This window comes from Nonomuraea sp. NPDC003214 (assembly GCF_053590035.1).
This window is the reverse complement of the sequence record NZ_JBSFSX010000001.1, coordinates 497,552-519,917: the sequence shown is the minus strand read 5'-3', so window position 1 is coordinate 519,917 and position 22,366 is coordinate 497,552. Positions and strand designations below refer to the sequence as shown.

The following is a 22,366-nucleotide window of genomic DNA, read 5'->3' as shown; positions in this document are numbered from 1 at the left end:
GCATCGCCCATGAAGATCGGCGTGCCGACCGAGGTCAAGAACCACGAATACCGCGTCGCGGTCACCCCTGCTGGCGTCCACGAGCTGGTCAACCACGGCCACAGCGTGACGGTCCAGCGCGGCGCGGGGCTCGGCTCGCACATCACTGACGAGGAGTACCTGTCGGCGGGCGCGAAGATCCGCGAGGGCGCCGACGCGGTCTGGGAAGAGGCCGACCTCGTCCTCAAGGTCAAGGAACCGATCGCGGAGGAGTACCACCGCCTGCGCGAGGGCCAGGTGCTGTTCACCTACCTCCATCTGGCGGCGTCGCGGCCGTGCACCGACGCGCTGCTGGCGGCGCGCACCACCGCGATCGCGTACGAGACGGTCCAGGAGGGCCGGGCGCTGCCGCTGCTCGCCCCCATGTCGGAGGTGGCGGGCAGGCTGGCGCCGCAGGTCGGCGCGTACAACCTGATGCGCTCCAACGGCGGGCGCGGCGTGCTGCCGGGCGGCGTGCCCGGCGTGGCCCCGGCCAAGGTCGTGGTGATCGGCGGCGGCGTCTCGGGGCTGAACGCGGCCCAGATCGCCGTCGGCATGGGCGCCGAGGTGACCGTCCTCGACACGAACGTCGACCGGCTGCGCTTCATCGACGCCGTCTACCAGGGCCGGCTGCGCACGCTGGTGTCGACGGCGTACGCGATCGAGCAGGAGGTGCTGCGGGCCGACCTGGTGATCGGCGCGGTCCTCATCCCCGGCGCGAAGGCTCCCACGCTGGTCAGCAACGAGCTGGTCTCGCGGATGAAGCCCGGCTCGGTGCTCGTCGACATCGCGATCGACCAGGGCGGCTGCTTCGAGGACTCCCGGCCGACCACCCACGCCAACCCCACCTACACGGTGCACGGCTCGGTCTTCTACTGCGTGGGCAACATGCCGGGCTCGGTGCCCAACACCTCCACGAACGCGCTGACCAACGCCACCCTCCCGTACGCGGTCAAGCTGGCGGACCTGGGCTGGCAGGAGGCGCTCGCCGCGGACGCGACGCTGGCGGGGGGCCTCAACACGCACGCCGGCACGCTCACCAACGAGCCGGTCGCCCAGGCGCTCCAGCTTCCGTACACGCCGGTGGCCGAGGTGCTGGCCGCCTGACCGAGCCGCGGGGCCGGTCGGCGGTGTTCACCGGCGGCGTGGCGAACCGCCTCCGTCGCGGGCGGCGCCGGCCGTCCCGAGGCGGCGGCGCAGCTCGCGGGCCGTGGCCAGCACGTGCTCGATCTCGCCCGGGCTCGGCCACGGCCCGCTGCCGGGCCGCAGCAGCGTGCCGCGCACCGAGGCCAGGTGCTCGACCGCGCTGGCGTGCAGCCCGCTGCGGCTCACCAGCCAGCCGATCACGTCGGCGTGGTCGAGCAGCGGCCTGGTCATCAGGTCCCAGGTGCCGAGGATCTCCGTCAGCTCCGTCACCGACAGCCCGTGGCCGCCCCGGCGGCCGGTGGCGGCGGCGGCCAGCTCGGCGCGGGCCACCAGCTCCGGCTCGGCGGGCCGGTCCCAGGCGGGCGGCGGCGGGTCGGCCAGCCACTCCTCGGCCTCGGCCGTCTTGCCCGCGGCCGTCAGCAGGCCGCCCAGCTCCACGGCCGCCCGGTGGTGCCCGGCGAGCGCCGCCTGGCGGAACCAGTGCTGGCCGCCGCCCAGGTCGCCGAACTCGGCGATGAGCAGCAGCGCGAAGTTGAACGCCGACTCGGCGTCGCCGCCCGCCGCGCCCCTGCCGAACCAGTGGCTGGCGCCCTGCGCGTCGTTCAGCTCCACGCAGACGAACCCGGCCATCCGCTGGTCCTCCAGCCGCCCCGCCCCGGCGGCCTGCTCGTACCAGCCGCGCGCGGTGCGCAGGTCGCGGCGCGACAGCGCGATGGCGCCGAGCTGCGAGGCGGCGCCCGGGTGCTCGCTCTTGGCGGCCAGCCGGTAGTAGCCCTCCGCGCCCTCGGGGTCGCGGCTGGCCTGGAGGAACAGGCCCAGGCAGTAGGCCGACTCGGCGTGCCCGGCCCGGGAGGCGGTCTCCCACCAGCGCACGGTCTCCTCCTCGTCGCCGCCCGAGTAGGCGAGGAACCCGGCGTCGTGCGCGGAGGGCGCGTCACCGGCGGCGGCGGCGTGCCGGTGCCACTCCCGCGCCGCCTGGATCTCGCCCGCGTCCTCGCACATCAGAGCCAGCCTGCGCGCCGCGGCCCGCGACCCGGCCCGCGCGGCGTTCTCGTACCAGCTCCGCGCCATCGCGTAGTCGCCGCGCTGCTCCAGCAGCAGCGTGGCCAGGTTGACGGCGGCCTCCGCGTCGCCGGTGCCGGCGGCCAGCTCGTACCAGGTGACGGCCTCGTCGAGGCTGCCGTGCTTCTCGTGCCAGATGCCGAGGTTGTAGGCGCTGTCGATGTTGCCGCCGGCGGCGGCGCGCTCCCACCACTGCCTGGCCGACAGGCGGTCGCCGCGCTGCGCGTAGAGCCTGCCCAGCCGGTGCGCGGCCTGCGCGTCGCCCGCCTGCGCCGCCATCAGCAGCTCGGCCTCGTCCCCCACCCGTGGCGCCGGCACGGCCGGCAGCGCCACGTCACCTTGCCTCCACGCCATGGCCCACAGGGTGGCACGTGATCGCCCGATCGCGAACGGTAATCGCCGAGCCTGTCAGGAGAACTTGATGAAGCCTGTGAACATGCCCATCCCGCAGGCGTAACGCAGCTCTCCCGGCGGCTGCGGCGGCAGCTTCACCGTCGCCGGCACGGCCAGGTCGCGCCCGGCGAACGCCACGGTCTGCGCGCATCCCCGGTCGACCAGCTTGAACACCACCTCGACGGGCACCCCGGCCGGCGCCTCCACGGCCGCGGGCCGGTAGCCGTCGTGGGTGGCGTAGATGGTGACGGTCCTGCTCAGCGGCCGATCCGGTCCGGCGCTCGCGCCAGCGGGCAGCCAGCCGCCCAGGTTGACGCCCGCCCCGATCGTCCACAGCCCCGCCGCGACCGCCAGCGCCGCCGTCACCTTGGACAGCCGGGTACGGGACACGCGCCGCAGCACGTAACCCAGGAGCGCCAGCGCGGGCGAGCTGCCGAGCACGAACCCGGCCATCACCGCCGCGCCCGGCAGCGGTGAGCCGCTGGAGACCGCGACCAGCTCCATGCCGATCGTCACCCCGCACGGCACCAGGATCGTGGCGGCCCCGAGCAGCGGCGCGGCCATCGGGGGCAGCTCCCGCCCGCCCGGCGCGCAGCCGGTGCGGCGCAGCGCCCGCACGGCGAAGACGATCACCAGCACGCCCGCGGCGACCAGCAGGACCGCCCGGGCGGCGGGCGGCGGCTTGACGGCGGCGCCGATCAGCCCGAGCAGCACGCCGGCCGCCGAGTAGGAGGCGAGCCGGCCGGCCAGGAACCAGGCCACCGCCCGGCCGCGCCCCTCGGCCAGCCCGACCATCAGGCCGCCGTGCACGGCGGTGCACGAGGCGGTGCCCGCCAGCAGCCCGGCGGCCAGGCCGCTGCCGAGCAGCGTGAGCGCCTGTGCCGTGGTGCTCAGTGGACCAGCGCCAGCTCGTCCAGCGATCCGGCCTTGGCCGCCTCCACGATCGAGGCGAACTGGTCGTGGCTCATCTCCACCCGCTGGCCGAAGTCGTCCGTGATGACCACCTGGCGATCCTCGGGCGCCGTCGGGTCGACGAACAGCTCCGGGCAGCCGCAGCTGCACTGGCCGCAGAACCTGGCGATTGACCGCATCTCATCCCCACTTCTGGAAGAGGTCCTGTAGGGAAAGTAACCTTGCGTGCCGAATGCGGCCAGTGACAGTTGTTTCACCCTGCGTACCGTTTATCAGGCCCCGCCTCTGAGCACGGACATCCTTTCGAGGTATTCGTCGTCGCTCATCTCGCCGCGGGCGTACCTCTCGGCGAGGATCTGCTCGGCGGGCGCGGTGGGCCTGGTCTCCGCGGGGCGTCCCCGCCGGCCCCAGACGCCCCGGCGCCAGGTCCAGACGGCGAGCGCGACGACGGCGATCCAGAACAGGCCCCAGATCATCGGGATGACGGGCCAGAAGCCCGCGTGCGCGAACGTGTTCATGTTCTCCTCCTTCGGCGTACCTCCAGGGTCGCCGCCGGAGGGCCGCGGCGAATCGGACGGCGGGCGCGTCCTGGGGTCCGCCCGGGGGAGTACGCGCTGCCCGGTGGCCGTACGCCTCAGGGGGAGAGGCGGGCGCGCGCGGCGGCGCGGTCGACGCCGAGGGCGTCGATGAGCTCGGCCACCGGGTCGGGGTGGCGCTGGTCGAGCAGGGCCAGCAGGAGCCGGCCCGGACCTTCCTGGTCGCGGTTCTTCCTGGTGGTGGCCTTGGCCGCCTGGACGATCGCGGCGCGGGCGCTGGAGGACAGCGCGGTGCCGGGGAGCGGCGGATGCTTGCGCGGCCTGGCCTCCGGGGCGTCGCCGACGTCGATGCCGATCGCGCGCAGGGCGGCCCGGTCGAGGGTGTCGAGCGCGCCCCGGGCCGTCGCGGCGTCGACGCCGAGCGCCCGCGCCGGGGCGCCGGACGGGTCGCGGAGCAGGCCGAGCAGCAGGTGCTCGGTGCCCAGGCGGCGGTCGCCGCGCTGCCGGGCCTCGTCCTGGGCGGCCTTGATCGCCTGACCGAACGGGCTCTTGTCCATGCCGAACATGGCGGGCCTCACTTTCCGTACTTGGCGTGCACCGACTGGCGCGACATCCCGAGGGCGTCGCCGATCTGCTCCCACGTCCAGCCCTGCTCGCGGGCGAGCCCGACCGAGACGGCCTCGACCTGCTCGGCGAGCCGGTGCAGTGCGCCGACAGCGCGCAGGCCCACGGCGGGGTCGTGGGACTTGATGCGTTCAGACAGTTCTCCCATGTCCACGCTGTCAGGCTAGATTGACAGCCGGAGATTTGTCAATCTAGCCTGACAGCATGAACGATGTCGTGATCGTGGGAGCCGGGCCCGTCGGGCTGATGCTGGCGGGCGAGCTGGCGCTGGCCGGAGTGCGGCCGCTCGTGCTGGACAAGAGGCCGGAGCCGAGCGAGCTGCCGCGCGCCAACGGCGTCATCGGCCAGGCCGTCGACCTGCTCGACCAGCGCGGACTGCTGAAGGGGGCACGCAGGCCGCCGCGCTTCCCGTTCGGGCCGGTGACGCTGCCGCTGGCCCGGCTGGACGTGCCGTTCCGGACGGTGGTCATCCAGCAGCCGCGCCTGGAGAGACTGCTGGCCGGGCGCGCCGCCGAGCTGGGGGCGGAGATCCGGCGCGGCCGGGAGGTGCGCTCGCTCACCCAGGACGAGCAGGGCGTGACGCTGCACGTGGCGGGCGAGCGGCCGGTGCGGGCCAGGTTCGCCGTCGGCTGCGACGGCGGCCGCAGCCTGGTCCGCGAGCAGGCGGGGATCGGCTTCCTAGGCACCACCGACGACGAGGTGCTGCGGCTCGGCCACTTCCGGGGCAGGCCGAGGCTCGGCGGGCTGGCGCGGGGCTGGAACGAGTTCCCCGGCGGGCGCGTCCTGCTGACCTCGCTGCGGCCCGGCGTCCACATCGTCGCCGTACGCGAGAAGGGCAGCCTGGGGGAGAAGGGCGAGGCCGGGGGCGTCACCGTCGGTGACCTGCGGGCCGCCCTGCGCCGGGTCACCGGCCGCGACCTGCCGCTGGGCGAGCCGATCTGGCTGACCGCCACCGTCGCCCAGGCCCGGCTCGCCGAGCGCTACCGGGCCGGGCGGGTGTTCCTCGCGGGCGACGCCGCCCACCTGTTCCCGGCGGGCGGGTCGGCGCTGAACGTCGGCCTCGTCGACGCCGCCGAGCTCGCCGCCAAGCTCGCCGCCCACCTGGCCGGCGCCCCCGCCCGGGTGCTCGACGCGTACGAGGCCGAGCGCCGCCCGCAGGCCGAGCGGACGCTCGCGCACACCCGCGCCCAGCGGGCGCTGGAACGGCTGTCCGGCGAGGAGGGCGCGGCTCTGCGCGACCTGCTCGGCGAGGTGTTCGCCCACCCGGAGCCCGCCCGCCACCTGGCCGCGCTGCTGCACGGCTCGACCGGCCCGTACACGCCCCCGGGCGCGCCGGCCCGCCGGCGGCGGCGCCGGCCGGGGCTCAGAGCCAGCCGGGCTTGACCAGGCCGGACTCGTAGGCGATCACGACGAGCTGGGCCCGGTCGCGGGCGTGCAGCTTCATCATCGCCCGGCTCACGTGCGTCTTGGCCGTCGCCGGCGACATGAACAGCCGGGCGGCGATCTCGTCGTTCGTCATGCCGGAGCCGACCAGCGTCAGCACCTCCCGCTCGCGCTCGGTGAGCTGGTCCAGGCCCCCGGCGGCCAGCGGCTCCTTGGCGCGGGAGGCGTACTCGGCGATCAGGCGGCGGGTCACGCTGGGCGACAGCAGCGCCTCCCCGGCCGCCACCACCCGCACGGCCTGGATCAGCTCGGCCGGCTCGGTGTCCTTGACCAGGAAGCCGCTCGCGCCGCCGCGCAGCGCCTCGAACACGTACTCGTCCAGCTCGAACGTCGTCAGGATGACGATGCGCGGCCCCTCCGGCATCTGCCGGGTCGCGGTGAGGCCGTCGGTGCCCGGCATCCGGATGTCCATCAGCACCACGTCGGGGTGGTGCTCGGCGGCCAGGCGGACCGCCTCGGCCCCGTCGGCCGCCTCGGCCACCACCGACATGTCCGGCTGGGCGTCCAGCAGCGCCTTGAACCCGGCCCGCACGAGCGCCTGGTCGTCGGCGAGCAACAGCTTGATCATCGATCCTCCTGGGGTAGGGGCAGCCGGGCCGAGACCTGGAAGCCGTCGCCCGACGGGCCGGCCACCAGCGTGCCGCCCAGGGCCGAGGCCCGCTCGCGCATGCCGGGGATGCCGTTGCCGCTGCCCTCCTCGGACAGCGCGCCCGGCGCCGTCGCGCCGGAGTCGGTCACCCGGACGGCCAGCTCGTCCGCGCCGTACTCCAGCCGCACCGTCACCCGCGAGCCGGGCGCGTGGCGGGCGGCGTTCGTCAGCGACTCCTGGACGATCCGGTACGCGGCCCGCTCGACCGGCAGCGGCAGCGGGCGCGAGCCCACCCGCTTGATCGTCACGTCCAGGCCGCTGCGCTCGGCCAGGTCGTCCAGCCGGTCGAGCCCCGCCGTGGGGGCGCGCGGGGCGCCCTCGCGCAGCACGTTCAGCACCGAGCGCATCTCGCCCAGCACCTCCTTGGAGGCGGCCTTGATCGTGGTCAGCGCGGTGCGGGCCTGCTCGGGCTGGTCGTCGATCAGGTGCAGCGCGGTCGACGCCTGCACGTGGATGAGCGAGATGTTGTGCGCCAGCACGTCGTGCAGCTCCTGCGCCATCGTCAGCCGCTCCTCGCTGGCCTGCCGCCTGGTCTCCTCCTCGGCGGCCCGCTGCTGCTGGGCGCGGCGCTCGCGCCAGATCCGGGTGAGCTCCGCGACCACCATGATGAGCAGGATGAACGCGGTGACGGCCAGGTCGTGGAAGAGCCCGAGCGACAGCTCGCTGCCGATGTAGCCGTACGCGACGAAGACCGCGAGCGTGACCCCCGCCATGATCCAGCCGGCCAGCCGCCGCCCCTGGGTGATCAGGCAGAACAGCAGGATCGCCGGGGCGAAGTAGACGGGCCCGAGCGGGTAGCCGAGCCAGGTGTAGGCGTACGTGGCCAGCAGCGCCACGACGGACGAGGCGACCGGGAACTTGCGGCGGAACACGATCGCCGCCGGGCCGATCAGCAGCAGCACGTACGCCACCGCGTCGAGCGGCCGCCTGAACTCACGCTGCCCCCAGGCCGCCCCCTGGGACAGCACGACCTGGGCGACCGCCATGATCAAAGCGAGGTAGGGATCGAACCCGGTCTTCTTGCCCACACCCCCACGCTAGGCCCCGCGCATGACCATCGCATCCTCCGGTTGTGGCAGGGGGCCCTACCACGACAGGCGTAGCTGGGTCATCGTGGACACCATGCGCCGAGTGATCGTTCCCGCAGCAGCAGTCCTCGTCTCACTGGCCCCCGCCGCCCCGGCCGTGGCCGCGCACCACCCGCCCCCGCAGAAGGTCCCCGTCGCCGAAGGCCACGGCGGCGCCGTCGCCACCGTCGACCTCGACGCCAGCCGGGCGGCCGTCGCCGTGCTCAGGCGCGGCGGCAACGCCATGGACGCCGCCGTCGCCGCCGGCGCCGTGCTCGGCGTCACCGAGCCCTACTCCGCCGGGCTGGCCGGTGGCGGCTTCATGGTCTACTACGACGCCAGGAGACGCCAGGTCCACACCATCGACGGCCGCGAGACCGCCCCGCGCGCCATGACCTCGACCAGCCTCGAAGGCATCCCGTTCGAGGAGGCCGTCACCAGCGGCCTGTCGGCGGGCGTCCCCGGCGCCGTCGCCCAGTGGGACCTCGCCCTGCGCCGGTTCGGCACGCTGTCGCTGCGCCAGGCGCTCCAGCCCGCGATCGAGGTCGCGTCCAAGGGCTTCGTCGTCGACCAGACCTTCCACGACCAGACCGCCCAGAACGCCGCCCGGTTCAAGGACTTCACCTCCACCGCCGCCCTCTACCTGCCCGGCGGCGCGCCACCGGCGGTCGGCTCCGTCTTCCGCAACCCCGACCTCGCCGCCACCTACCGCGAGCTGGCCCGGCGCGGTCCCGAGTGGCTGTACGGCGGGCGGCTCGGCAGCGAGATCGTGGAAACGGTCAAACGGCCCCCCGTGACCCCCGGCTCGACGCGCAACGTCCGGCCCGGCCTGATGGAGCTCGGCGACCTGCGCGCCTACCGGGCCCTCCTGCGGGAGCCCACGCGCGTCGGCTACCGCGGCCTGACCGTCTACGGCATGGCGCCCCCGTCGTCCGGCGGCTCGACCGTGGGGGAGGCGCTCAACATCCTCGACGCGCTGCCCCGCGTCGGCGTGCACGAATACCTGGAGGCGTCCCGGCTCGCCTTCGCCGACCGCAACGCCTACGTCGGTGACATCCCCGGCGTCCCGCTGCGCGAGCTCCTGTCGGACGGCTTCGCCAAGGAACGCGCCTGCCTGATCGGCGAGCGCGCCATCGCGCACCCGGCCCCGCCCGGCGCCCCCGACGGCGACTACGGGCCCTGCGCCCCGCCCTCGGACACCGCGCCCGCCACCCCCACCGCCGCCGAAGGCCCCGAGACCACCCACCTCGTCGTCGCCGACCGGTGGGGCAACGTCGTCGCCTACAACCTCACGATCGAGTCCATGGGCGGCAACGGCATCGTCGTCCCCGGCCGGGGCTTCCTGCTCAACAACGAGCTGACCGACTTCACCTTCGGCCCCGCCCCCGGCGACCCGAACCTGCCCGCCCCCGGCAAGCGGCCCCGCTCGTCGATGGCGCCGACCCTCGTGTTCGACGACGGCAGGCCCGTGATGGCGCTCGGCTCGCCCGGCGGTTCCACGATCATCACGACCGTGCTGCAGATCCTGGTCAACCGGTACGAGCTCGGCATGCGGCTGCCGGAAGCGCTCGCCGCGCCGCGCGCCACCCAGCGCAACACCGCCCAGACGCAGGCCGAGCAGGCGTTCCTCGACGCGTACGAGACCGAACTGGAGGCGAGAGGGCACGACCTGGTGCTGAACCCGGAGATCGGGGCGGCCACGGCGCTGGAGTTCCTCGGCCGAGGCCGGATCCAGGCGGTCGCCGAGCCGGTCAGGCGCGGCGGCGGCAGCGCGATGGTGGCCGGCTCACACCGCTGAGCGGCGCGGCCCCGGGGCACGACGAGAACCCGCCACGGCGTGTGGCGGGGGAGGGTCCGGCCCCGGGGCGCTAGCGCAGGAGCAGGAACGCGGCGACGCCGATGGCGGCGACCACCACGACGACGGCGACGATCGGCAGGACCGGCGACTTCTTCACCGTCTTGGACTCCTGCTCGGACCGCTGCGCGAACGCGCGGAACTGCTGAGTGTTGCCCGCAGGGTCGATATGCTGGTCAGACATGCGCAGCAGCCTAGCGGGATCGCCTGCCGCTTTTGCGCCTTTTCGCGTGATCCACGGGTGGGTTGGTTACGAGACCGGCCCCCCGGGCGGATAGCTTGGAACCATGCTCAAGACCCTGTTCTCGCTGCGCGTCATGGGGTTGCACCTGCTCACGATCGCGGTCGTCACCGCGTTCATCCTGCTCGGGCGCTGGCAGCTCGGCGTGTTCCAGGACTCGGGCAAGCCGCAGGCCACCACCGACCCCGCGCCGGTGAGCGTCACCACGCTCTCCGACGTCGGCGGCCACATGCTCACCGCAGCGGTCGGGCGCAGGGTCACCGCCGAAGGCGTCTACGACGCCGACCGGCAGCTCCTCGTCGCCGACCGGCCGCCGCACGTCGACGCGCCCGGCGGCAACGTCTCACGCGGCGAGGGCTACTGGGTCCTCACACCGCTCCGGCTCGACGACGGCACCCTCATGCCCGTCGTCCGGGGCTGGGTCGCCCAGGCCGGCGACCCCGGCACCGCCGTGCCCGCCGGACGCGCCACCGTCGAAGGCAGGCTGCGCCCCCCGCAGGGCACCGACAGCGTCCAGCGCCGCCCCGAAGGCGTGCCCGCGGGCCAGGTGCAGACCGTGTCGACCGGTGAGCTGATCAACCTGTGGAGCGGGCAGAAGGTGCGCAACGGCTTCGTCGTCGCCCAGCCCGCCGCCGGCGCCGCCCTCACCCCCGTCGAGGTGTCACCGCCCGTGGTCGGAGGCACGCTCACGTGGCGTAACCTGGCTTACGCCGCCAACTGGTGGATCTTCGCCGGATTCGCCGTGTTCATGTGGTTCCACTTCGTACGCGACGCCGTACGGAGTGACCGGGACCGGACAGCCGGGTCCCCCGAGATGGTTCTGGAAGGTTAACGGTGGAATCGGCTCTCAAGCCCTTCCGGGTGCTCGCCTACATTGTCGGCGTCATGCTCCTGATCCTCTGCGTCGCCATGGTGATGCGCTACGGCTTCGGCGTCGACGGGCTGTCGAAGGTCATCGCGCCCATCCACGGCGGCCTCTACATGCTCTACCTCGTCGCCGTGATGAACCTGGGCATGAAAGCCCGCTGGTCCTGGCCGTACATGCTGGGCGTGATGCTCGGCGGCACCGTGCCGTTCCTGTCGTTCTACGTCGAGCGCCGCGTCACCGTGCGCGTCGCCGGGCAGGTGGACGGGCAGACGGCGGAGGCCTGACGCCCCCGCCGCCCGCCGCGCTCGTCAACGGCCGATGCCGCGCCTGCGCGCCCGCTTCAACCGCTCACGCTGCGACGGGTCCAGCATCATGTAGCCGACCACCGGGGCCGCGACCACGCCGAGGATGACGAGCAGGGTGATGAACCCGGGGCCGAAGAACCACAGCGAGAGCAAGACGGCGGCGCCTGCGCCGATGGCGTACTTCGTGATTGGCGACATCCTCAGCTTCCTCCGAACGCGGGGCCCACGCCCCGCCTCTCCCACATTGTGCGTCGCCCGTCCAACGATTGGAGCCACCGGCGTGGTTCCAATTCGCGACCTATCTCAACCGGCGTGCGCCAGCGCGGCCAGCAACTCCCGCCGCAGCACCCCGTGCGCCGGGCGCCGCGCCGGGTCCCCGGACAGCAACCCCACCAGGACCGGCGCCATCACCCCCGCCCTGGCCAGCGCCGCCCCCGGCACCGGCGGACGCCCCTCCACGGCCGCGAACAGCACCGCCCCGAGCGACCACAGGTCCCCCGCGGCACTCACCACCCCTTCCGGCGGCGCGTACACACTGCCCTGAAACCCGCCGTACGGGGGCGCCCCCTGGGTTGGGGTGTGCCCGTCACCCCGCCCCGCGGGCGCGCCTTCCCGGAGGGAGGCCGGGGGCGCCTGGGACGCGGCTTCCCCGAGGGCGCGGCTGCCGGCCCACCCGGGCGGGGCGGCTCCCGGCGGTACGGCCACCCCGCCGTACGGGGGTGCGCTCTCGCGGGGAGTCCCCTGCGCGGGGTCCCGCCCGTTGGGGATGGCCCCGCTGCCGTACGGGGGTGCGCCTTCCTGGAGGGAGGGCGAAGGGCCCTGGAGGGGCGTGCGCCCGTCCGGCGGGGTGGGCTGGGGCCAGTCCGGGGGTGCGGCGCCGGGGGGCGGGGCGGTGGGGCCGGACGGCGGGGCGGGGGGCGGGAGGGCGTGGCGGCCTCGGGCCGGGCCCGGGGGGAGTGAGGCGCGGGCGGGGGCGAGGCTGGGCATGAGCGTCGCCCGGCCGGCCGCGTCGAGGAGGATGGCGCCCGGGTGGACGGCCCCGTGGCAGGCGCCGCCGGTGTGCAGGGCGGTGAGCTGGTCGAGGACGGCGAGCCCGATGGCGGCGACCTCGCCGGGCGGCAGCGGCCCCCGGGCGGCGAGGACGTGGTCGAGCGGGGTGTCGACGGCCAGCCGGGCGAGCGTGGCGGCGACGAGCGGCGTGGGCGGTGTCCCGGCGGGCCGCAGCATGGCCCGGATGAGCGTCCGCAGCGGGTCGGCGCCGGTGGCGGGCGCCTGCCCGGGCGGGCGGCCCTCGACGGCGAAGTGCAGGGTGGCGGCGAGTGACCACAGGTCGGCCGACTCCCGCATGCCGGGCGCGGGCATCCCGAACCCGGTGAGCAGCGCCCGCCCGGTCCCGGTCAGCAGCACGTTGGCCGGGTTGACCCGCCCGTGCACGATCCCGGCCGCGTGCGCCGCCTCCAGCGCCGACAGGACGCACACCCCGACCCGCGCCGCCTGCTGGACGGCCAGCGGACGCCGCGCCCGTACGCTCTGCTCCAGCGACGCCCCGGAGACGAACTCCATGACCAGCCACGCCTCGCCGGAGTCGACGAGCACGTCGAGCAGCGGCACCGCCGAGGGGTGGGCGAACCCGGCGGCCCGCCGCGCCTCGATCACGGCGAGCTCGCGGGACTCGGCGGGGACGCGCAGCATCCGCACGACGACGTCGCGGTGCTCGTGCTCGTCGAACGCCAGCAGCAGCGTTCCGCCGCCGAGGGGGTTCAGCAGCCGGTAGCGCCCGCCGAGCTTCCTGGTCTGTGTCATGGCCGGCTTCTCGCCTCCGGGACCGGGGGGCCGTTGCAGGGGATGGTGTACCCGGTCAGGTGCTCGTCAGCCACGCCTCGTGCGCCGCGTGCACCTTGATCCAGAGCTTGTCCTTCTCGGCCGCGCTCACGTCGTCGAGGGGCAGCTCGAAGATGTCGGCCAGGGCGGCGTAGTAGTCGCGGGCCGAGTCGAGCGTCACGGTGAGCACCTTGCCGCCGGTGCGCGACAGCACCAGCCCGCGCAGCGTGTCGACGCCGAGCGCGTCGCGCCGCTGCACGACGGCCGTCCGCACGAACCCGGAGTCGGGCGAGGTGGTCAGATGCCGGTGCATCGCCTCGAAGGCGCTCATCTCCGCCGGGGCCAGGCCGAAGTCCATGCCGATGAACGAACCGGCCGGGTCATGGTCGAACCGCCACCCGCCGGGCGCGACCTGCGACGGACGCAGCCCGTACGTGAAGGGTCCTTGCCGGTACGTGCCCGCGACCAGCGGGAGCGGCTCGTGCAGGCCGTCGCCGAGCCCGGCGTCGACCAGCCACGCGCCGCCGGGGTTGTCCGGCGCGGGGAGGCCGCGCACGGTGAGGACGAGGTGGTTGGCGGTGATGCCGGCCTCGCCGCCCCGGTTCTGGACGCCGCCCACGTGGCGGGTGACGTCGTAGCCGAGCGCCGCGAGCAGCGCCGCGAACGCGCCGTTGAGGTGGTAGCAGTAGCCGCCGCGCCCGGCCGCGATGCGCGCCGCCGACTCGTCCGGGTCGATCGTGGTCGGCCGGCCCAGCCAGACCTCCAGAGCCTCGTACGCGACCCGTTCGACGTGGGCGGCGTGCAGCGCGCGCAGGGCGTCGGCGGAGGGCGGGGCGGCGGGCTGGCGGAGGCGGTTCAGGTACGCGGGCACGTTCACCTGCCCAAGTCTGCACCGGATGTGCACGAATTGGGGAGTGCCCTCTGCACAGCCCCCTTCTAGGCTTTCCGGCGTGACAGAGCAGCGACGCATCCTCGTCGTCGAGGACGACGCCACCATCGCCCGCGCCGTGCGCGACCGGCTCGCCGCCGAGGGGTTCGACGTGCGGGTCGCCGCCGACGGGCACGCCGCGCTGGCCGAGTACGGCAGGGCGGAGCCGGAGCTGGTCATCCTGGACCGGCTGCTGCCGGGGCTCGACGGGCTGGAGGTGTGCCGCCGGATGCAGGCGGCCCGCCCGGTGCCGGTGCTCATGCTGACCGCGCTGGGCGAGGAGACCGACGTGCTCGTGGGGCTCGGCGTCGGCGCGGACGACTACCTGGCCAAGCCGTTCAGCATGCGGGAGCTGGTCGCCCGCATCCACGCGCTGCTGCGGCGGGTGGAGCGCGCCGGGCAGCTCGCCACCACCGAGGACGCCGTGGTCCGGGTCGGCGAGGTGGAGATCGACACGGCGGCGCGGCGGGTGTTCGTGGGCGGCACGGAGGCGCAGCTCACGCGGACCGAGTTCGACCTGCTGCGCCGGCTGGCGGAGCGGCCGGGCCAGGTGTTCGAGCGGGAGCGGCTGCTGTCGGACGTGTGGGGGTTCTCGGAGGCTGCCGCCACCAGGACCGTCGACAGTCACGTACGGGCGCTGCGCCGCAAGCTCGGCCCGGACGTGGTGCGCACCGTCCACGGCGTCGGCTATGCGCTGGTGCGCCGATGAGGCCGCTGGACTTCCTCGGCCGGATCAAGGTGAAGCTCGGCATCGTCATCGTGCTGGCCGTCGGCACGGCGTTCGTGGTGAACGAGGTCGGCATCAACGCCGGTTTCTCCAGGGACGTCCGGATCGCGGTCGCCGTGGTGCTCGCCCTGATCATGGTGCAGCTCCTGGCGATGGGCATGACCAAGCCGTTGCGCGAGATGGCCAGGGCGGCCCAGACGATCGCCCAGGGCCGCTACACGCTGCGCGTGCGGGCCACCTCCCGCGACGAGGTGGGCGAGCTGGCCAGGGCGTTCAACGCGATGGCCGACGACCTGGGCGAGGTCGACAGGCAGCGCCGCGAGCTCGTCGCCAACGTCAGCCACGAGCTGCGCACCCCCATCACCGGCCTGCGCGCCGTCCTGGAGAACGTCGTCGACGGCGTCTCCACGCCCGACCCCGTCACCATGCGCACCGCGCTCGCCCAGACCGAGCGGCTCGGGCGGCTGGTGGCGCAGCTCCTGGACCTGTCGCGGTTCGACTCGGGTTCACGGCTCATCGAGCCGGAGGTCGTCGAGCTCGCGCCGCTCGCCGAGCAGGCGGTGCTGGAGGCGTCGCTGGCGCGCGAGGACGTCCGGCTGCGCGCGGCGGTCCCCGCCGGGCTGGCGGTCAGCGCCGACCCCGACCTGCTGGCGCAGGTCCTGGCCAACCTGCTCGACAACGCCGTACGCCACAGCCCCTCCGGCGGGTCGGTCACCGTGACCGCCTCGGCGTCGGCGGCCGGGGTGACGCTCTCGGTCGCCGACCAGGGGCCGGGCATCCCGCGGGACGCCCGGGGGCGGGTGTTCGAGCGTTTCTCCCGCCTCGACGCCGGTCGCACCGCCGACGCGGGCGGCGCGGGGCTGGGGCTGGCCATCGTCAAGGAGATCGTCGAACTGCACGGCGGCTCCATCCGCATCGACGACTGCGCGGGGTGCCGCATGGTCGTCGATCTGCCCGGGAGGATCACCATGCCCGCCGACCGTCCTTCGGACGCCGCCCCCGTGACCGCGAGGGAGGCCGGCGAGGGTCCCCCCGTCCCCGTCCCCGTCCCTGCCGCGCTCGTCGGGGCGGCGGTGACCGGCGACGCGGCAGCCGAAGCTCCTCAGGCCGCCCCTGCGGCGCCCGCCGAGGGCCCGCCGGTCGCCCCCACACCGATGGAGCCCGTACGCATGCCGGAGAGGCCCGCCGTGGCGAAGGGGATCGGGGCGGCGGAGGGGCTGGCGCGGGTCCTGGTGGGGCTCGTCCTCGGCGTGATGGCGGGGTTCGTCGGGGGCCTGTTCCTCGCCGTGTTCGCGGCCACGGTGTTCGGTGACGGGGCCGGGCTGCTGGTGTGGGTGGCGGGGACGACGCTGGTGCTCGGGGCGGCGGGCGCGTCGATGGGCGCCGCCTCGGCCCGCCGCGCGGCGGACAGGGCCCGCGCCACGGCCGTCCCGTACCAGGGTGAGCGGGGTGCGCAGCCGCAGCCCGGCGGCGGGCCGCCCGCGTACGTGCCGCCGCCCGTGTTCCCGAGGCCGGAGGTGCCGGAGACGCCGCGCTGGCTGCTGCCGGCGGCGGCGGGGGCGGGGGTGTTCGCGGCGGTGGCGCTGCCCGACGCGCACGTCGGGCTGGGGATCGTGCTGGTCGCGGTGATGATCGGGGCGGCGGCGCTGCCCGCGGTGATGCGGCGGATGACGCCGTGGACGGTCGCGTTCGGGCTGGCGGCGTACTGGCTGATCGCGATGGCGGCCGTGCGGGACGCCGACTGGCTGGTGGGTCTCCTGCTGGTGGCGGGCGCGGGGCTGGTGGCGCTGGCGGTGTCGGGGGCCGGGCTGGGCTGGCTGGGCGTGATCAGGGGCGGCGCGTCGGTGCTGCTGGCGCTGGGGCCGCTGCCGTGGTTCGTGGCCAGGCCGCTGAAGGGGCTGGCGGCGCGGCGGCGGGTGCTGCCGACGCTGGCGGGGCTGGGCATCACGGCGGTGCTGCTGCTGGTGTTCGGGGTGCTGTTCGCCTCGGCGGACCCAGTGTTCGCCGGTTACGTGGACCGGTTGACGGCGGCGCCGGAATGGGCGGAGTCGCTGCCGGTGCGCATCTTCCTGTTCGGGGTGTTCGCGGTGCTGCTGGCGGCGGTGGTGCTGGTGGCGCTGCGGCCGGTGGTGGACCCGATCGCGCCTGAGGTGCGGGTGCGGGTCAGCAAGGCCGTCTGGCTGGTGCCGCTGACGGCGGTGAACCTGCTGTTCGCGGCGTTCGTCGCGGTCCAGATCACGGCGCTGTTCGGCGGCGACGCGTGGGTGCTGGAGACGGCCGGGCTCACCTACGCCGAGTACGCCAGGCAGGGCTTCTTCCAGCTCGTCGTGGCCAGCGTGGCGGTGCTGGGCATCGTGGCGTTCACGGCGGGGACGGTCCGGGCCGAGCGGGGCGAGCGGTGGCTGCTGTCGGCGCCGCTCGGCCTGCTGTGCGGGCTGACGCTGGTGATCCTGGTCTCGGCGCTGCACCGGATGGAGCTCTACACGGACGCGTACGGGCTGTCGCGGCTGCGGCTGTCGGTGGAGGCGACGGTGTGGTGGCTGGGCGCGGTGTTCGCGCTGGTGCTGCTGGCCGGGGCGGTCCGGCTGGCGGGGCGCGGCACGGGCTGGCTGCCGCGCACGATCGTGCTGGTGACCGCGGTCGGGCTGGGCGTCTTCGGGATGGCGAACCCGGACCTGCGGGTCGCCGAGTCGCAGGCCACGCTGCGCGGCGTGCAGAACCTCGACGCCGACTACCTGGGCGATCTGGGCGCGGAGGCGGTCCCGGCGCTGGACCGGCTGCCCGAGCCGCAGCGCAGTTGCGTGCTGGCCGACGTGGTCAGGGCCAACGGCCTGGACGAGCCGGATTCGTGGAACGGCTGGAACCTGGACAGGTCACGGGCCCGCGCCCTGCTGGCGGAACGCCCGGTGATCGCGCAGTCGTCCTGTCAGGCCGTGTCCGGCCGCGGTTCCTGATGGTTGAATCTTGGGGTGATGTTCGACGTAGTCATCAGCGGCGGCCGGGTGCTCGACGGCACCGGAGCGCCGGCGTACCGGGCCGACGTGGCGATCTCCGGCGACAGGATCGCGGCGGTGGGCCGCCTCGACGGGGCCGGCGCGGCGGTGGTGATCGACGCGGCCGGGCGGCTGGTGGCGCCGGGGTTCGTCGACTGCCACGCGCACGGCGACGCCGTGGTGTTCGACCGGGGGGTGCAGCTCGCGGCGCTGCGGCAGGGCGTGACCACGTTCGTGCTGGGGCAGGACGGGCTGTCGTTCGCGCCGGGCTCCGCCGAGACCGTCGCCTACGCCTCGCGTTACTTCGCCGCCGTCAACGGGCTGCTCACCGAGGGGCCGCTGACGGTGGCCGAGCTGCTCGACGGCTACGACCGCTCGGTGGCGCTCAACACCGCCTACCTGCTGCCGCACGGCACGATCCGCTACGACGTGATGGGCGCCTCGCCGGACGCCGCCTCGCCCGAGGACCTGGCGGGCATGCTGGCGCGCGTGGAGCGCGGGCTGTCGGAGGGCGCGGTGGGGCTGTCCAGCGGCCTGGAGTACCTGCCGGGCCGCTACGCCTCCGCCGGGGAGCTGGCCGAGCTCTGCCGGCCGCTGGCGGGCCTGCCGTACGTCACGCACATGCGGGCCTACGGCGCCCGCGCCGGGGTCGGCATGGCGGACGTGGTGGAGATCGCGCAGCTCTCGGGCGCCGCGGTGCACGTCTCCCACCTGCACGGCCCCGCCGACGTGCTGCTGCCGCTGATCGACGAGGCGCACGGCAAGGACGTCGACCTGACCTTCGACACCTACCCCTACCTGCGGGCCAGCACGATCCTGGCCATGGTGGTGCTGCCGCCGTCGGTGCCGGGCGCCGAGGTCGACAGGGCGCTGGAGATGATCGCCTCCACCGAGCTCGACGCCTGGTGGGCGGGGCTGGCGCCGACGTGGCCGAGGCTGACGATCTCGCACGCGCCCGGCCTGGAGTGGGCCGAGGGGCTGACGATGGTCGAGGCGGCCGAGCGGGCGGGCGTCGATCCCGCCGCGTTCTGCCGCCGCCTGCTCGTGGAGACCCGCCTGGAGGCCGGCTGCGTGGCCGCGCGCCCCGACGAGGGCCCGGCGGGCGAGGAGTCCGTACGGGCGGTCCTGCGGCATCCGTCGCAGACCGGCGGCTCCGACGGCATCTACGTGGGCGGCCATCCGCATCCGCGGGGGTTCGGGGCGTTCGCCCGGTTCCTCGGGCGGCACGTGCGCGAGCTGGGCGACTGGACGTGGGAGCAGGCCGTGGTGCACCTGGCCTCGCATCCGGCCAGGCGGTTCGGCATGCACGACCGCGGGCTGCTGCGGCCCGGGTTCGCGGCGGACGTGGTGGTGTTCGACCCGCTGACGGTGGGCGACCAGGCCACCTATGACGCGCCGCGCACGCTGGCCGCCGGCGTGGACGACGTGCTGGTGTCGGGTCAGCGGGTGCTGGCGGCCGGTGAGCTGACCGGTGCGACCCCCGGCCGGGCCCTGCGCCCGCGCTGACCGTACAAGATCCACAGGATAAGGTCAGAAGCGGACAAAAGGGGGAGATGTGCGGGAGATGCTTGGACACTCCGTGCTCGACGGCGAGCTCGGGTTCCCGCTCATGGTCGTGCATCGCGACGCGCTGGAGCACAACATCGCGACGATGGCCGCGTTCGCCCGCGACCACGGCCTGGAGCTGGCGCCGCACGCCAAGACGCACCTGTCGCCGGAGATCGCCGCGATGCAGCTCGACGCCGGGGCGTGGGGGCTGACCGTGGCCACGCCGCGCCAGGCGATGACCGTGCGCGAGTTCGGCGTGAGCCGGATCATGGTGGCCAACCAGGTCGTGGACCCCGCCGGGCTGCGGTGGGCGGCCGGTGAGCTGGAGCGCGATCCGGAGTTCGAGTTCCTGTCGTTCGCCGACTCGGCGGCCGGGGTGGACATCCTGGCCGCGCACGCCGGGGCGCGGCCGTTCCGGGTGCTGGTCGAGCTGGGGCACGCCGGGGGCCGGGCCGGATGCCGGAGCCTGGACGACCTGCTGGCCCTGGCCGCGTACGTCCAGCAGACCGGCGGGGTCGAGCTGGTCGAGCTGGCCGGGGTCGCCGGGTACGAGGGGTCGCTGAAGTCGGCGGAAGAGGTCCGGAAATATCTGGACCAGTTGCAGGAGGCCGCCGAGCACCTGCGCATCCGCACCCCGATCCTCAGCGTCGGGGGCAGCCAGTGGTTCGACGTGATCGGCCGCCACCTCGCCGCCACCCAGGCCCGCATCCTGCTGCGCAGCGGCGCCTACGTCACCCACGACGACGGCTACTACCGCGAGCGCACCCCGTTCAACCGGATCGACGGCGAGCTGTGGCCCGCCCTGGAGGTGTGGGCGCACGTGCTGTCCACCCCCGAGCCCGGCCTGGCGGTCGTCGGCATGGGCAAGCGCGACGCCCCGTACGACGAGGGCCTGCCCATCCCCAGGCGCGGCGGCGTCACCATCGTCAAGATGCAGGACCAGCACGCGGTGGTGCACGCCGACGGGCTCAGGCCCGGCGACCTGCTGGCCTTCGGCATCTCGCACCCGTGCACCGCCTTCGACAAGTGGCGGGCGCTTCCCCTCGTCGACCGCGAATACCGGGTCGTCGGCACCATCACCACCCGTTTCCAGGAGTTGACATGAAGAAAGAGCTCAGGACCACCGAAGGCGCCGCCCCGGTCGGCGCCTACTCGCAGGGTCTCGTGGTCGGCGACTTCGTCTACACCTCCGGCATGGGCCCGCTGGACCCGCAGACCGGCGAGATCGTCGGCGGCGACGACGTGGCCGCGCAGACCCACCAGGTCATGCGCAACCTCGGTGCGATCCTGGCGGCCCACGGCCTCGGCTTCGACGACGTGATCAAGGCGACCGTCCACCTCCAGGACCTGCACCGCGACTTCGCCGCCTACAACGAGGTCTACAAGTCCTACTTCACCGAGCCGTACCCGGTGCGCACCACCGTCGGGTCCGAGCTGATGAACATCCTGGTGGAGATCGACTTCGTCGCGCACAAGAGCGCGTAAGGTCGGCTCGTGGACAGTTCGGTGTACGTCTTCGTGGAGGACCTGCGAGGCGAAGGGGTCGAGCGGGTGCTCGACAGGATCAGCGCCTACGGCGTGGCGGGAGTCACCGTCGGCGCCGTCCACCACGCCTCCCGAGACGTCACCCCGCACGGGCTGTCCCGGCTGACCATCAGGCACGACGGGGCCCACCTGGTCCCGCCGGCCGACCTGTTCTCCGGCCTGCGGCTCACGCCGACGGCGGGGCACCAGGACGCGCTCGACGGCCTGCGCGCCGCCTGCACGGCGCGCGGGCTCAAGCTCCACGGCTGGACCGTGTTCCTGCGCAACGCCACCATCGGCGAGGCGCACCCGGACGTGAGCGTGCGCGACTGCTTCGGCGACCGGGGCGCGCTGGCCGACCTGTGCCCCGCCCACCCCGACGTGCGCGACTACGCGGTCGCCCTGGCCAGGGCCGTCGCCCGGCTCGGCGTCGACAGCGTGGTGGCCGAGTCGCTGCACTTCAGGCCGCACAAGCCGCAGCGCTCGTTCGTGCCGCTCGGGCCGATGGACGCCTACCTGTTCGGCCTGTGCTTCTGCGACTACTGCATGCGCCGCGCCACCGACCTCGGGGTGAACGCCGAGGTGGCGCGGGACGAGTGCGCCAGGATCGTCGGCAGCGTGCTCGACGGCGACCCGCCCGCGCAGGGCGAGGTGACCAGGGCCGCGCTCACCGCCTACGCCGGCCCCGAGGTCGTCGCCTACGCCCGCGCCCGCTCCGAGACCGTCACCACGCTCGTCTCCGAGGTGGCGTCCGCCGTCGCCGACGAGGGCTCCAAACTGGTGTTCATCGACTCGACCGGCGCGGTCAAGGGCTACACCGACGGCCTGCCCACGCCCGGCCTGGCCGCCCACGACGCCTGGCAGTTCGGGGTCGACCTGGTGGCGCTCGGCGACCTGGTGCCCGCCTTCGGCGTGCTCGCCTACGCCCGCGACGCCGCCCGGGTGGCCGACGACGTGGGCGCCTACCTGCGTTCCGTGGGCAAGGACCGGGAGGTGCGGGCCGTGCTTCGGCCCGGGTTTCCCGACAGCGACTCCGCCGACCGGCTGGTGGCCAAGGCGCGGGGGGCCAAGGCGGCGGGCGCGGCGGCCGTCGACTTCTACGCCTACGGGCTGGTGCCGCACCCCGTGCTGGAGCGCATCCCGGCCGCGCTGGCCGAGGTCAAGGGCTGACTCCGTCGAGGACCAGCGACACCGTGCGCTCGGCGAACCCGGGCCCGAGCGGCTGCCCGCGGAACACCGCCCGCACCCACACCGCCCCGGCCAGCAGGTCCACGATCAGCATCGGGTCGGCCGAGGCCGCCAGCTCGCCGCGCCGCGCCGCGCGTTCGAAGACCTGACGCTCGCGGGCGAACCGGTCGGCGAAGAAGCGCCGTACGTCCAGCTCCGGATGGTCGACGGCGGCGGCCAGCGCGGCCACGGCCACGTCGCGCGCCGGAGGCTCCGTCAGGAGCCGGCGCAGCCCCTCCACCAGCGCGACCAGGTCGCCGCGCAGGCTGCCCGTGTCGGGCGCCTCGAACGCCAGCAGATCGGCCTCCACCAGCGCGGCGCCGAGCAGCGCGGCCTTCGACGGCCACCAGCGGTAGATCGTCGTCTTGTTGACGCCCGACCGCTCGGCGACCCCTTCGACCGTCAGCCCCGCGTAGCCCTTCTCGGCCACCAGCCGCAACGTCGCATCGAAGATCTCCTGCTGCTTCCTCGGCGCCATG

Annotated in this window: 24 protein-coding genes; 11 read left to right on the top strand and 13 right to left on the bottom strand. The window is 74.5% G+C overall.

Annotation, left to right across the window (positions count from 1 at the left end):
- Nucleotides 1-9 precede the first annotated feature (9 nt).
- Nucleotides 10-1,125, top strand: coding sequence for an alanine dehydrogenase (gene ald / locus ACWDXC_RS02450; protein WP_357583938.1), 1,116 nt, complete (start codon nt 10-12; stop codon nt 1,123-1,125).
- A 27-nt stretch (nt 1,126-1,152) separates the two neighbouring features.
- On the opposite strand, the gene ACWDXC_RS02445 is transcribed toward ald, so the two are convergent.
- The 6 genes from ACWDXC_RS02445 to ACWDXC_RS02420 all read right to left on the bottom strand — a co-directional run bounded on the left by ACWDXC_RS02445 (nt 1,153) and on the right by ACWDXC_RS02420 (nt 4,839).
- The gene (locus tag ACWDXC_RS02445; RefSeq protein WP_449977202.1) at nt 1,153-2,580 is read right to left on the bottom strand and encodes a tetratricopeptide repeat protein; all 1,428 of its coding nucleotides are present in this window, start codon (nt 2,578-2,580) and stop codon (nt 1,153-1,155) included.
- 54 nt (nt 2,581-2,634) lie between these two features.
- Nucleotides 2,635-3,459 carry an urease accessory protein UreH domain-containing protein gene (locus tag ACWDXC_RS02440; RefSeq protein WP_449978154.1) on the bottom strand — a complete coding sequence of 275 codons (825 nt, stop codon included), beginning with the start codon at nt 3,457-3,459 and terminating at the stop codon, nt 2,635-2,637.
- A gap of 50 nt (nt 3,460-3,509) precedes the next feature.
- A complete protein-coding gene (locus tag ACWDXC_RS02435) occupies nt 3,510-3,710 on the bottom strand; it encodes a hypothetical protein (RefSeq protein WP_219511251.1) in 201 nt (66 codons plus the stop codon).
- A 93-nt stretch (nt 3,711-3,803) separates the two neighbouring features.
- The gene (locus ACWDXC_RS02430; RefSeq protein ID WP_449977199.1) at nt 3,804-4,049 is read right to left on the bottom strand and encodes an SHOCT domain-containing protein; all 246 of its coding nucleotides are present in this window, start codon (nt 4,047-4,049) and stop codon (nt 3,804-3,806) included.
- A 116-nt stretch (nt 4,050-4,165) separates the two neighbouring features.
- Nucleotides 4,166-4,624: a Clp protease N-terminal domain-containing protein gene (locus tag ACWDXC_RS02425; protein ID WP_449977197.1), complete on the bottom strand. Its 459-nt coding sequence runs from the start codon at nt 4,622-4,624 to the stop codon at nt 4,166-4,168.
- Between the two features lie 17 nt (nt 4,625-4,641).
- Nucleotides 4,642-4,839 carry a hypothetical protein gene (locus ACWDXC_RS02420; RefSeq protein WP_197094079.1) on the bottom strand — a complete coding sequence of 66 codons (198 nt, stop codon included), beginning with the start codon at nt 4,837-4,839 and terminating at the stop codon, nt 4,642-4,644.
- A gap of 56 nt (nt 4,840-4,895) precedes the next feature.
- On the opposite strand from ACWDXC_RS02420, the gene ACWDXC_RS02415 reads away from it, so the two are divergent.
- Nucleotides 4,896-6,074 carry an FAD-dependent monooxygenase gene (locus tag ACWDXC_RS02415; RefSeq protein WP_449977194.1) on the top strand — a complete coding sequence of 393 codons (1,179 nt, stop codon included), beginning with the start codon at nt 4,896-4,898 and terminating at the stop codon, nt 6,072-6,074.
- Here the strand turns inward: ACWDXC_RS02415 and ACWDXC_RS02410 are convergent.
- Complete coding sequence (locus tag ACWDXC_RS02410) at nt 6,055-6,702, bottom strand: response regulator (protein WP_449977192.1); 648 nt, start codon at nt 6,700-6,702, stop codon at nt 6,055-6,057. The two genes, ACWDXC_RS02415 and ACWDXC_RS02410, sit on opposite strands and share 20 nt — an antisense overlap.
- The gene (locus tag ACWDXC_RS02405) at nt 6,699-7,811 is read right to left on the bottom strand and encodes a histidine kinase (protein ID WP_449977189.1); all 1,113 of its coding nucleotides are present in this window, start codon (nt 7,809-7,811) and stop codon (nt 6,699-6,701) included. The genes ACWDXC_RS02410 and ACWDXC_RS02405 overlap by 4 nt, the downstream gene beginning before the upstream one ends.
- 94 nt (nt 7,812-7,905) lie before the next feature.
- Between ACWDXC_RS02405 and ACWDXC_RS02400 the strand changes: the two genes are divergently transcribed.
- Nucleotides 7,906-9,648 (top strand): gamma-glutamyltransferase family protein, encoded by a 1,743-nt coding sequence (locus tag ACWDXC_RS02400; RefSeq protein ID WP_449977187.1) that lies wholly within the window; start codon nt 7,906-7,908, stop codon nt 9,646-9,648.
- Nucleotides 9,649-9,718: 70 nt separating this feature from the next.
- On the opposite strand, the gene ACWDXC_RS02395 is transcribed toward ACWDXC_RS02400, so the two are convergent.
- On the bottom strand, nt 9,719-9,889 hold the full coding sequence (locus tag ACWDXC_RS02395; protein ID WP_219511226.1) for a hypothetical protein: 171 nt from the start codon (nt 9,887-9,889) through the stop codon (nt 9,719-9,721).
- Between the two features lie 103 nt (nt 9,890-9,992).
- On the opposite strand from ACWDXC_RS02395, the gene ACWDXC_RS02390 reads away from it, so the two are divergent.
- Both ACWDXC_RS02390 and ACWDXC_RS02385 read left to right on the top strand, forming a co-directional pair.
- Nucleotides 9,993-10,778, top strand: coding sequence for an SURF1 family protein (locus ACWDXC_RS02390; protein ID WP_449977183.1), 786 nt, complete (start codon nt 9,993-9,995; stop codon nt 10,776-10,778).
- A gap of 2 nt (nt 10,779-10,780) precedes the next feature.
- A complete protein-coding gene (locus tag ACWDXC_RS02385) occupies nt 10,781-11,098 on the top strand; it encodes a DUF3817 domain-containing protein (protein WP_449977180.1) in 318 nt (105 codons plus the stop codon).
- Nucleotides 11,099-11,122: 24 nt separating this feature from the next.
- On the opposite strand, the gene ACWDXC_RS02380 is transcribed toward ACWDXC_RS02385, so the two are convergent.
- From ACWDXC_RS02380 to ACWDXC_RS02370, 3 genes are all read right to left on the bottom strand, one after another.
- Nucleotides 11,123-11,317, bottom strand: coding sequence for a hypothetical protein (locus tag ACWDXC_RS02380; protein ID WP_219511221.1), 195 nt, complete (start codon nt 11,315-11,317; stop codon nt 11,123-11,125).
- A gap of 105 nt (nt 11,318-11,422) precedes the next feature.
- Nucleotides 11,423-12,922 (bottom strand): protein kinase domain-containing protein, encoded by a 1,500-nt coding sequence (locus ACWDXC_RS02375; RefSeq protein ID WP_449977177.1) that lies wholly within the window; start codon nt 12,920-12,922, stop codon nt 11,423-11,425.
- Between the two features lie 55 nt (nt 12,923-12,977).
- The gene (locus ACWDXC_RS02370; RefSeq protein WP_449977174.1) at nt 12,978-13,817 is read right to left on the bottom strand and encodes an arylamine N-acetyltransferase family protein; all 840 of its coding nucleotides are present in this window, start codon (nt 13,815-13,817) and stop codon (nt 12,978-12,980) included.
- A 73-nt stretch (nt 13,818-13,890) separates the two neighbouring features.
- On the opposite strand from ACWDXC_RS02370, the gene ACWDXC_RS02365 reads away from it, so the two are divergent.
- Genes ACWDXC_RS02365 through ACWDXC_RS02340 form a run of 6 tightly spaced genes read left to right on the top strand, consistent with a single transcriptional unit; the run spans nt 13,891 to nt 21,830 of the window.
- Nucleotides 13,891-14,577 (top strand): response regulator transcription factor, encoded by a 687-nt coding sequence (locus tag ACWDXC_RS02365; RefSeq protein WP_219508354.1) that lies wholly within the window; start codon nt 13,891-13,893, stop codon nt 14,575-14,577.
- Nucleotides 14,574-17,549 carry a DUF4153 domain-containing protein gene (locus tag ACWDXC_RS02360; protein WP_449977172.1) on the top strand — a complete coding sequence of 992 codons (2,976 nt, stop codon included), beginning with the start codon at nt 14,574-14,576 and terminating at the stop codon, nt 17,547-17,549. Before ACWDXC_RS02365 ends, ACWDXC_RS02360 begins: the two co-directional genes overlap by 4 nt.
- Nucleotides 17,550-17,567: 18 nt before the next feature.
- Nucleotides 17,568-19,094, top strand: a complete 1,527-nt coding sequence (locus tag ACWDXC_RS02355) for an N-acyl-D-amino-acid deacylase family protein (RefSeq protein ID WP_449977169.1) — start codon at nt 17,568-17,570, stop codon at nt 19,092-19,094.
- A gap of 58 nt (nt 19,095-19,152) precedes the next feature.
- Nucleotides 19,153-20,241 carry an alanine racemase gene (locus ACWDXC_RS02350; protein WP_449977167.1) on the top strand — a complete coding sequence of 363 codons (1,089 nt, stop codon included), beginning with the start codon at nt 19,153-19,155 and terminating at the stop codon, nt 20,239-20,241.
- On the top strand, nt 20,238-20,621 hold the full coding sequence (locus ACWDXC_RS02345) for a RidA family protein (RefSeq protein ID WP_219508358.1): 384 nt from the start codon (nt 20,238-20,240) through the stop codon (nt 20,619-20,621). Before ACWDXC_RS02350 ends, ACWDXC_RS02345 begins: the two co-directional genes overlap by 4 nt.
- Nucleotides 20,622-20,630: 9 nt before the next feature.
- A complete protein-coding gene (locus ACWDXC_RS02340; RefSeq protein WP_357583919.1) occupies nt 20,631-21,830 on the top strand; it encodes a hypothetical protein in 1,200 nt (399 codons plus the stop codon).
- Here ACWDXC_RS02340 and ACWDXC_RS02335 read toward each other — a convergent pair.
- The gene (locus ACWDXC_RS02335; RefSeq protein WP_219508360.1) at nt 21,820-22,365 is read right to left on the bottom strand and encodes a TetR/AcrR family transcriptional regulator; all 546 of its coding nucleotides are present in this window, start codon (nt 22,363-22,365) and stop codon (nt 21,820-21,822) included. The genes ACWDXC_RS02340 and ACWDXC_RS02335 overlap by 11 nt on opposite strands.
- Nucleotide 22,366 lies beyond the last annotated feature (1 nt).

Coding starts and splice junctions, on each gene's coding strand:
- ald (WP_357583938.1), top strand. CDS start 10: ATGAAGATCGGCGTGCCGACCGAGGTCAAGAACCACGAATACCGCGTC.
- ACWDXC_RS02445 (WP_449977202.1), bottom strand. CDS start 2,580: ATGGCGTGGAGGCAAGGTGACGTGGCGCTGCCGGCCGTGCCGGCGCCA.
- ACWDXC_RS02435 (WP_219511251.1), bottom strand. CDS start 3,710: ATGCGGTCAATCGCCAGGTTCTGCGGCCAGTGCAGCTGCGGCTGCCCG.
- ACWDXC_RS02430 (WP_449977199.1), bottom strand. CDS start 4,049: ATGAACACGTTCGCGCACGCGGGCTTCTGGCCCGTCATCCCGATGATC.
- ACWDXC_RS02425 (WP_449977197.1), bottom strand. CDS start 4,624: ATGGACAAGAGCCCGTTCGGTCAGGCGATCAAGGCCGCCCAGGACGAG.
- ACWDXC_RS02420 (WP_197094079.1), bottom strand. CDS start 4,839: ATGGGAGAACTGTCTGAACGCATCAAGTCCCACGACCCCGCCGTGGGC.
- ACWDXC_RS02415 (WP_449977194.1), top strand. CDS start 4,896: ATGAACGATGTCGTGATCGTGGGAGCCGGGCCCGTCGGGCTGATGCTG.
- ACWDXC_RS02410 (WP_449977192.1), bottom strand. CDS start 6,702: ATGATCAAGCTGTTGCTCGCCGACGACCAGGCGCTCGTGCGGGCCGGG.
- ACWDXC_RS02400 (WP_449977187.1), top strand. CDS start 7,906: ATGCGCCGAGTGATCGTTCCCGCAGCAGCAGTCCTCGTCTCACTGGCC.
- ACWDXC_RS02395 (WP_219511226.1), bottom strand. CDS start 9,889: ATGTCTGACCAGCATATCGACCCTGCGGGCAACACTCAGCAGTTCCGC.
- ACWDXC_RS02390 (WP_449977183.1), top strand. CDS start 9,993: ATGCTCAAGACCCTGTTCTCGCTGCGCGTCATGGGGTTGCACCTGCTC.
- ACWDXC_RS02380 (WP_219511221.1), bottom strand. CDS start 11,317: ATGTCGCCAATCACGAAGTACGCCATCGGCGCAGGCGCCGCCGTCTTG.
- ACWDXC_RS02375 (WP_449977177.1), bottom strand. CDS start 12,922: ATGACACAGACCAGGAAGCTCGGCGGGCGCTACCGGCTGCTGAACCCC.
- ACWDXC_RS02360 (WP_449977172.1), top strand. CDS start 14,574: ATGAGGCCGCTGGACTTCCTCGGCCGGATCAAGGTGAAGCTCGGCATC.
- ACWDXC_RS02355 (WP_449977169.1), top strand. CDS start 17,568: ATGTTCGACGTAGTCATCAGCGGCGGCCGGGTGCTCGACGGCACCGGA.
- ACWDXC_RS02350 (WP_449977167.1), top strand. CDS start 19,153: ATGCTTGGACACTCCGTGCTCGACGGCGAGCTCGGGTTCCCGCTCATG.
- ACWDXC_RS02345 (WP_219508358.1), top strand. CDS start 20,238: ATGAAGAAAGAGCTCAGGACCACCGAAGGCGCCGCCCCGGTCGGCGCC.
- ACWDXC_RS02335 (WP_219508360.1), bottom strand. CDS start 22,365: ATGGCGCCGAGGAAGCAGCAGGAGATCTTCGATGCGACGTTGCGGCTG.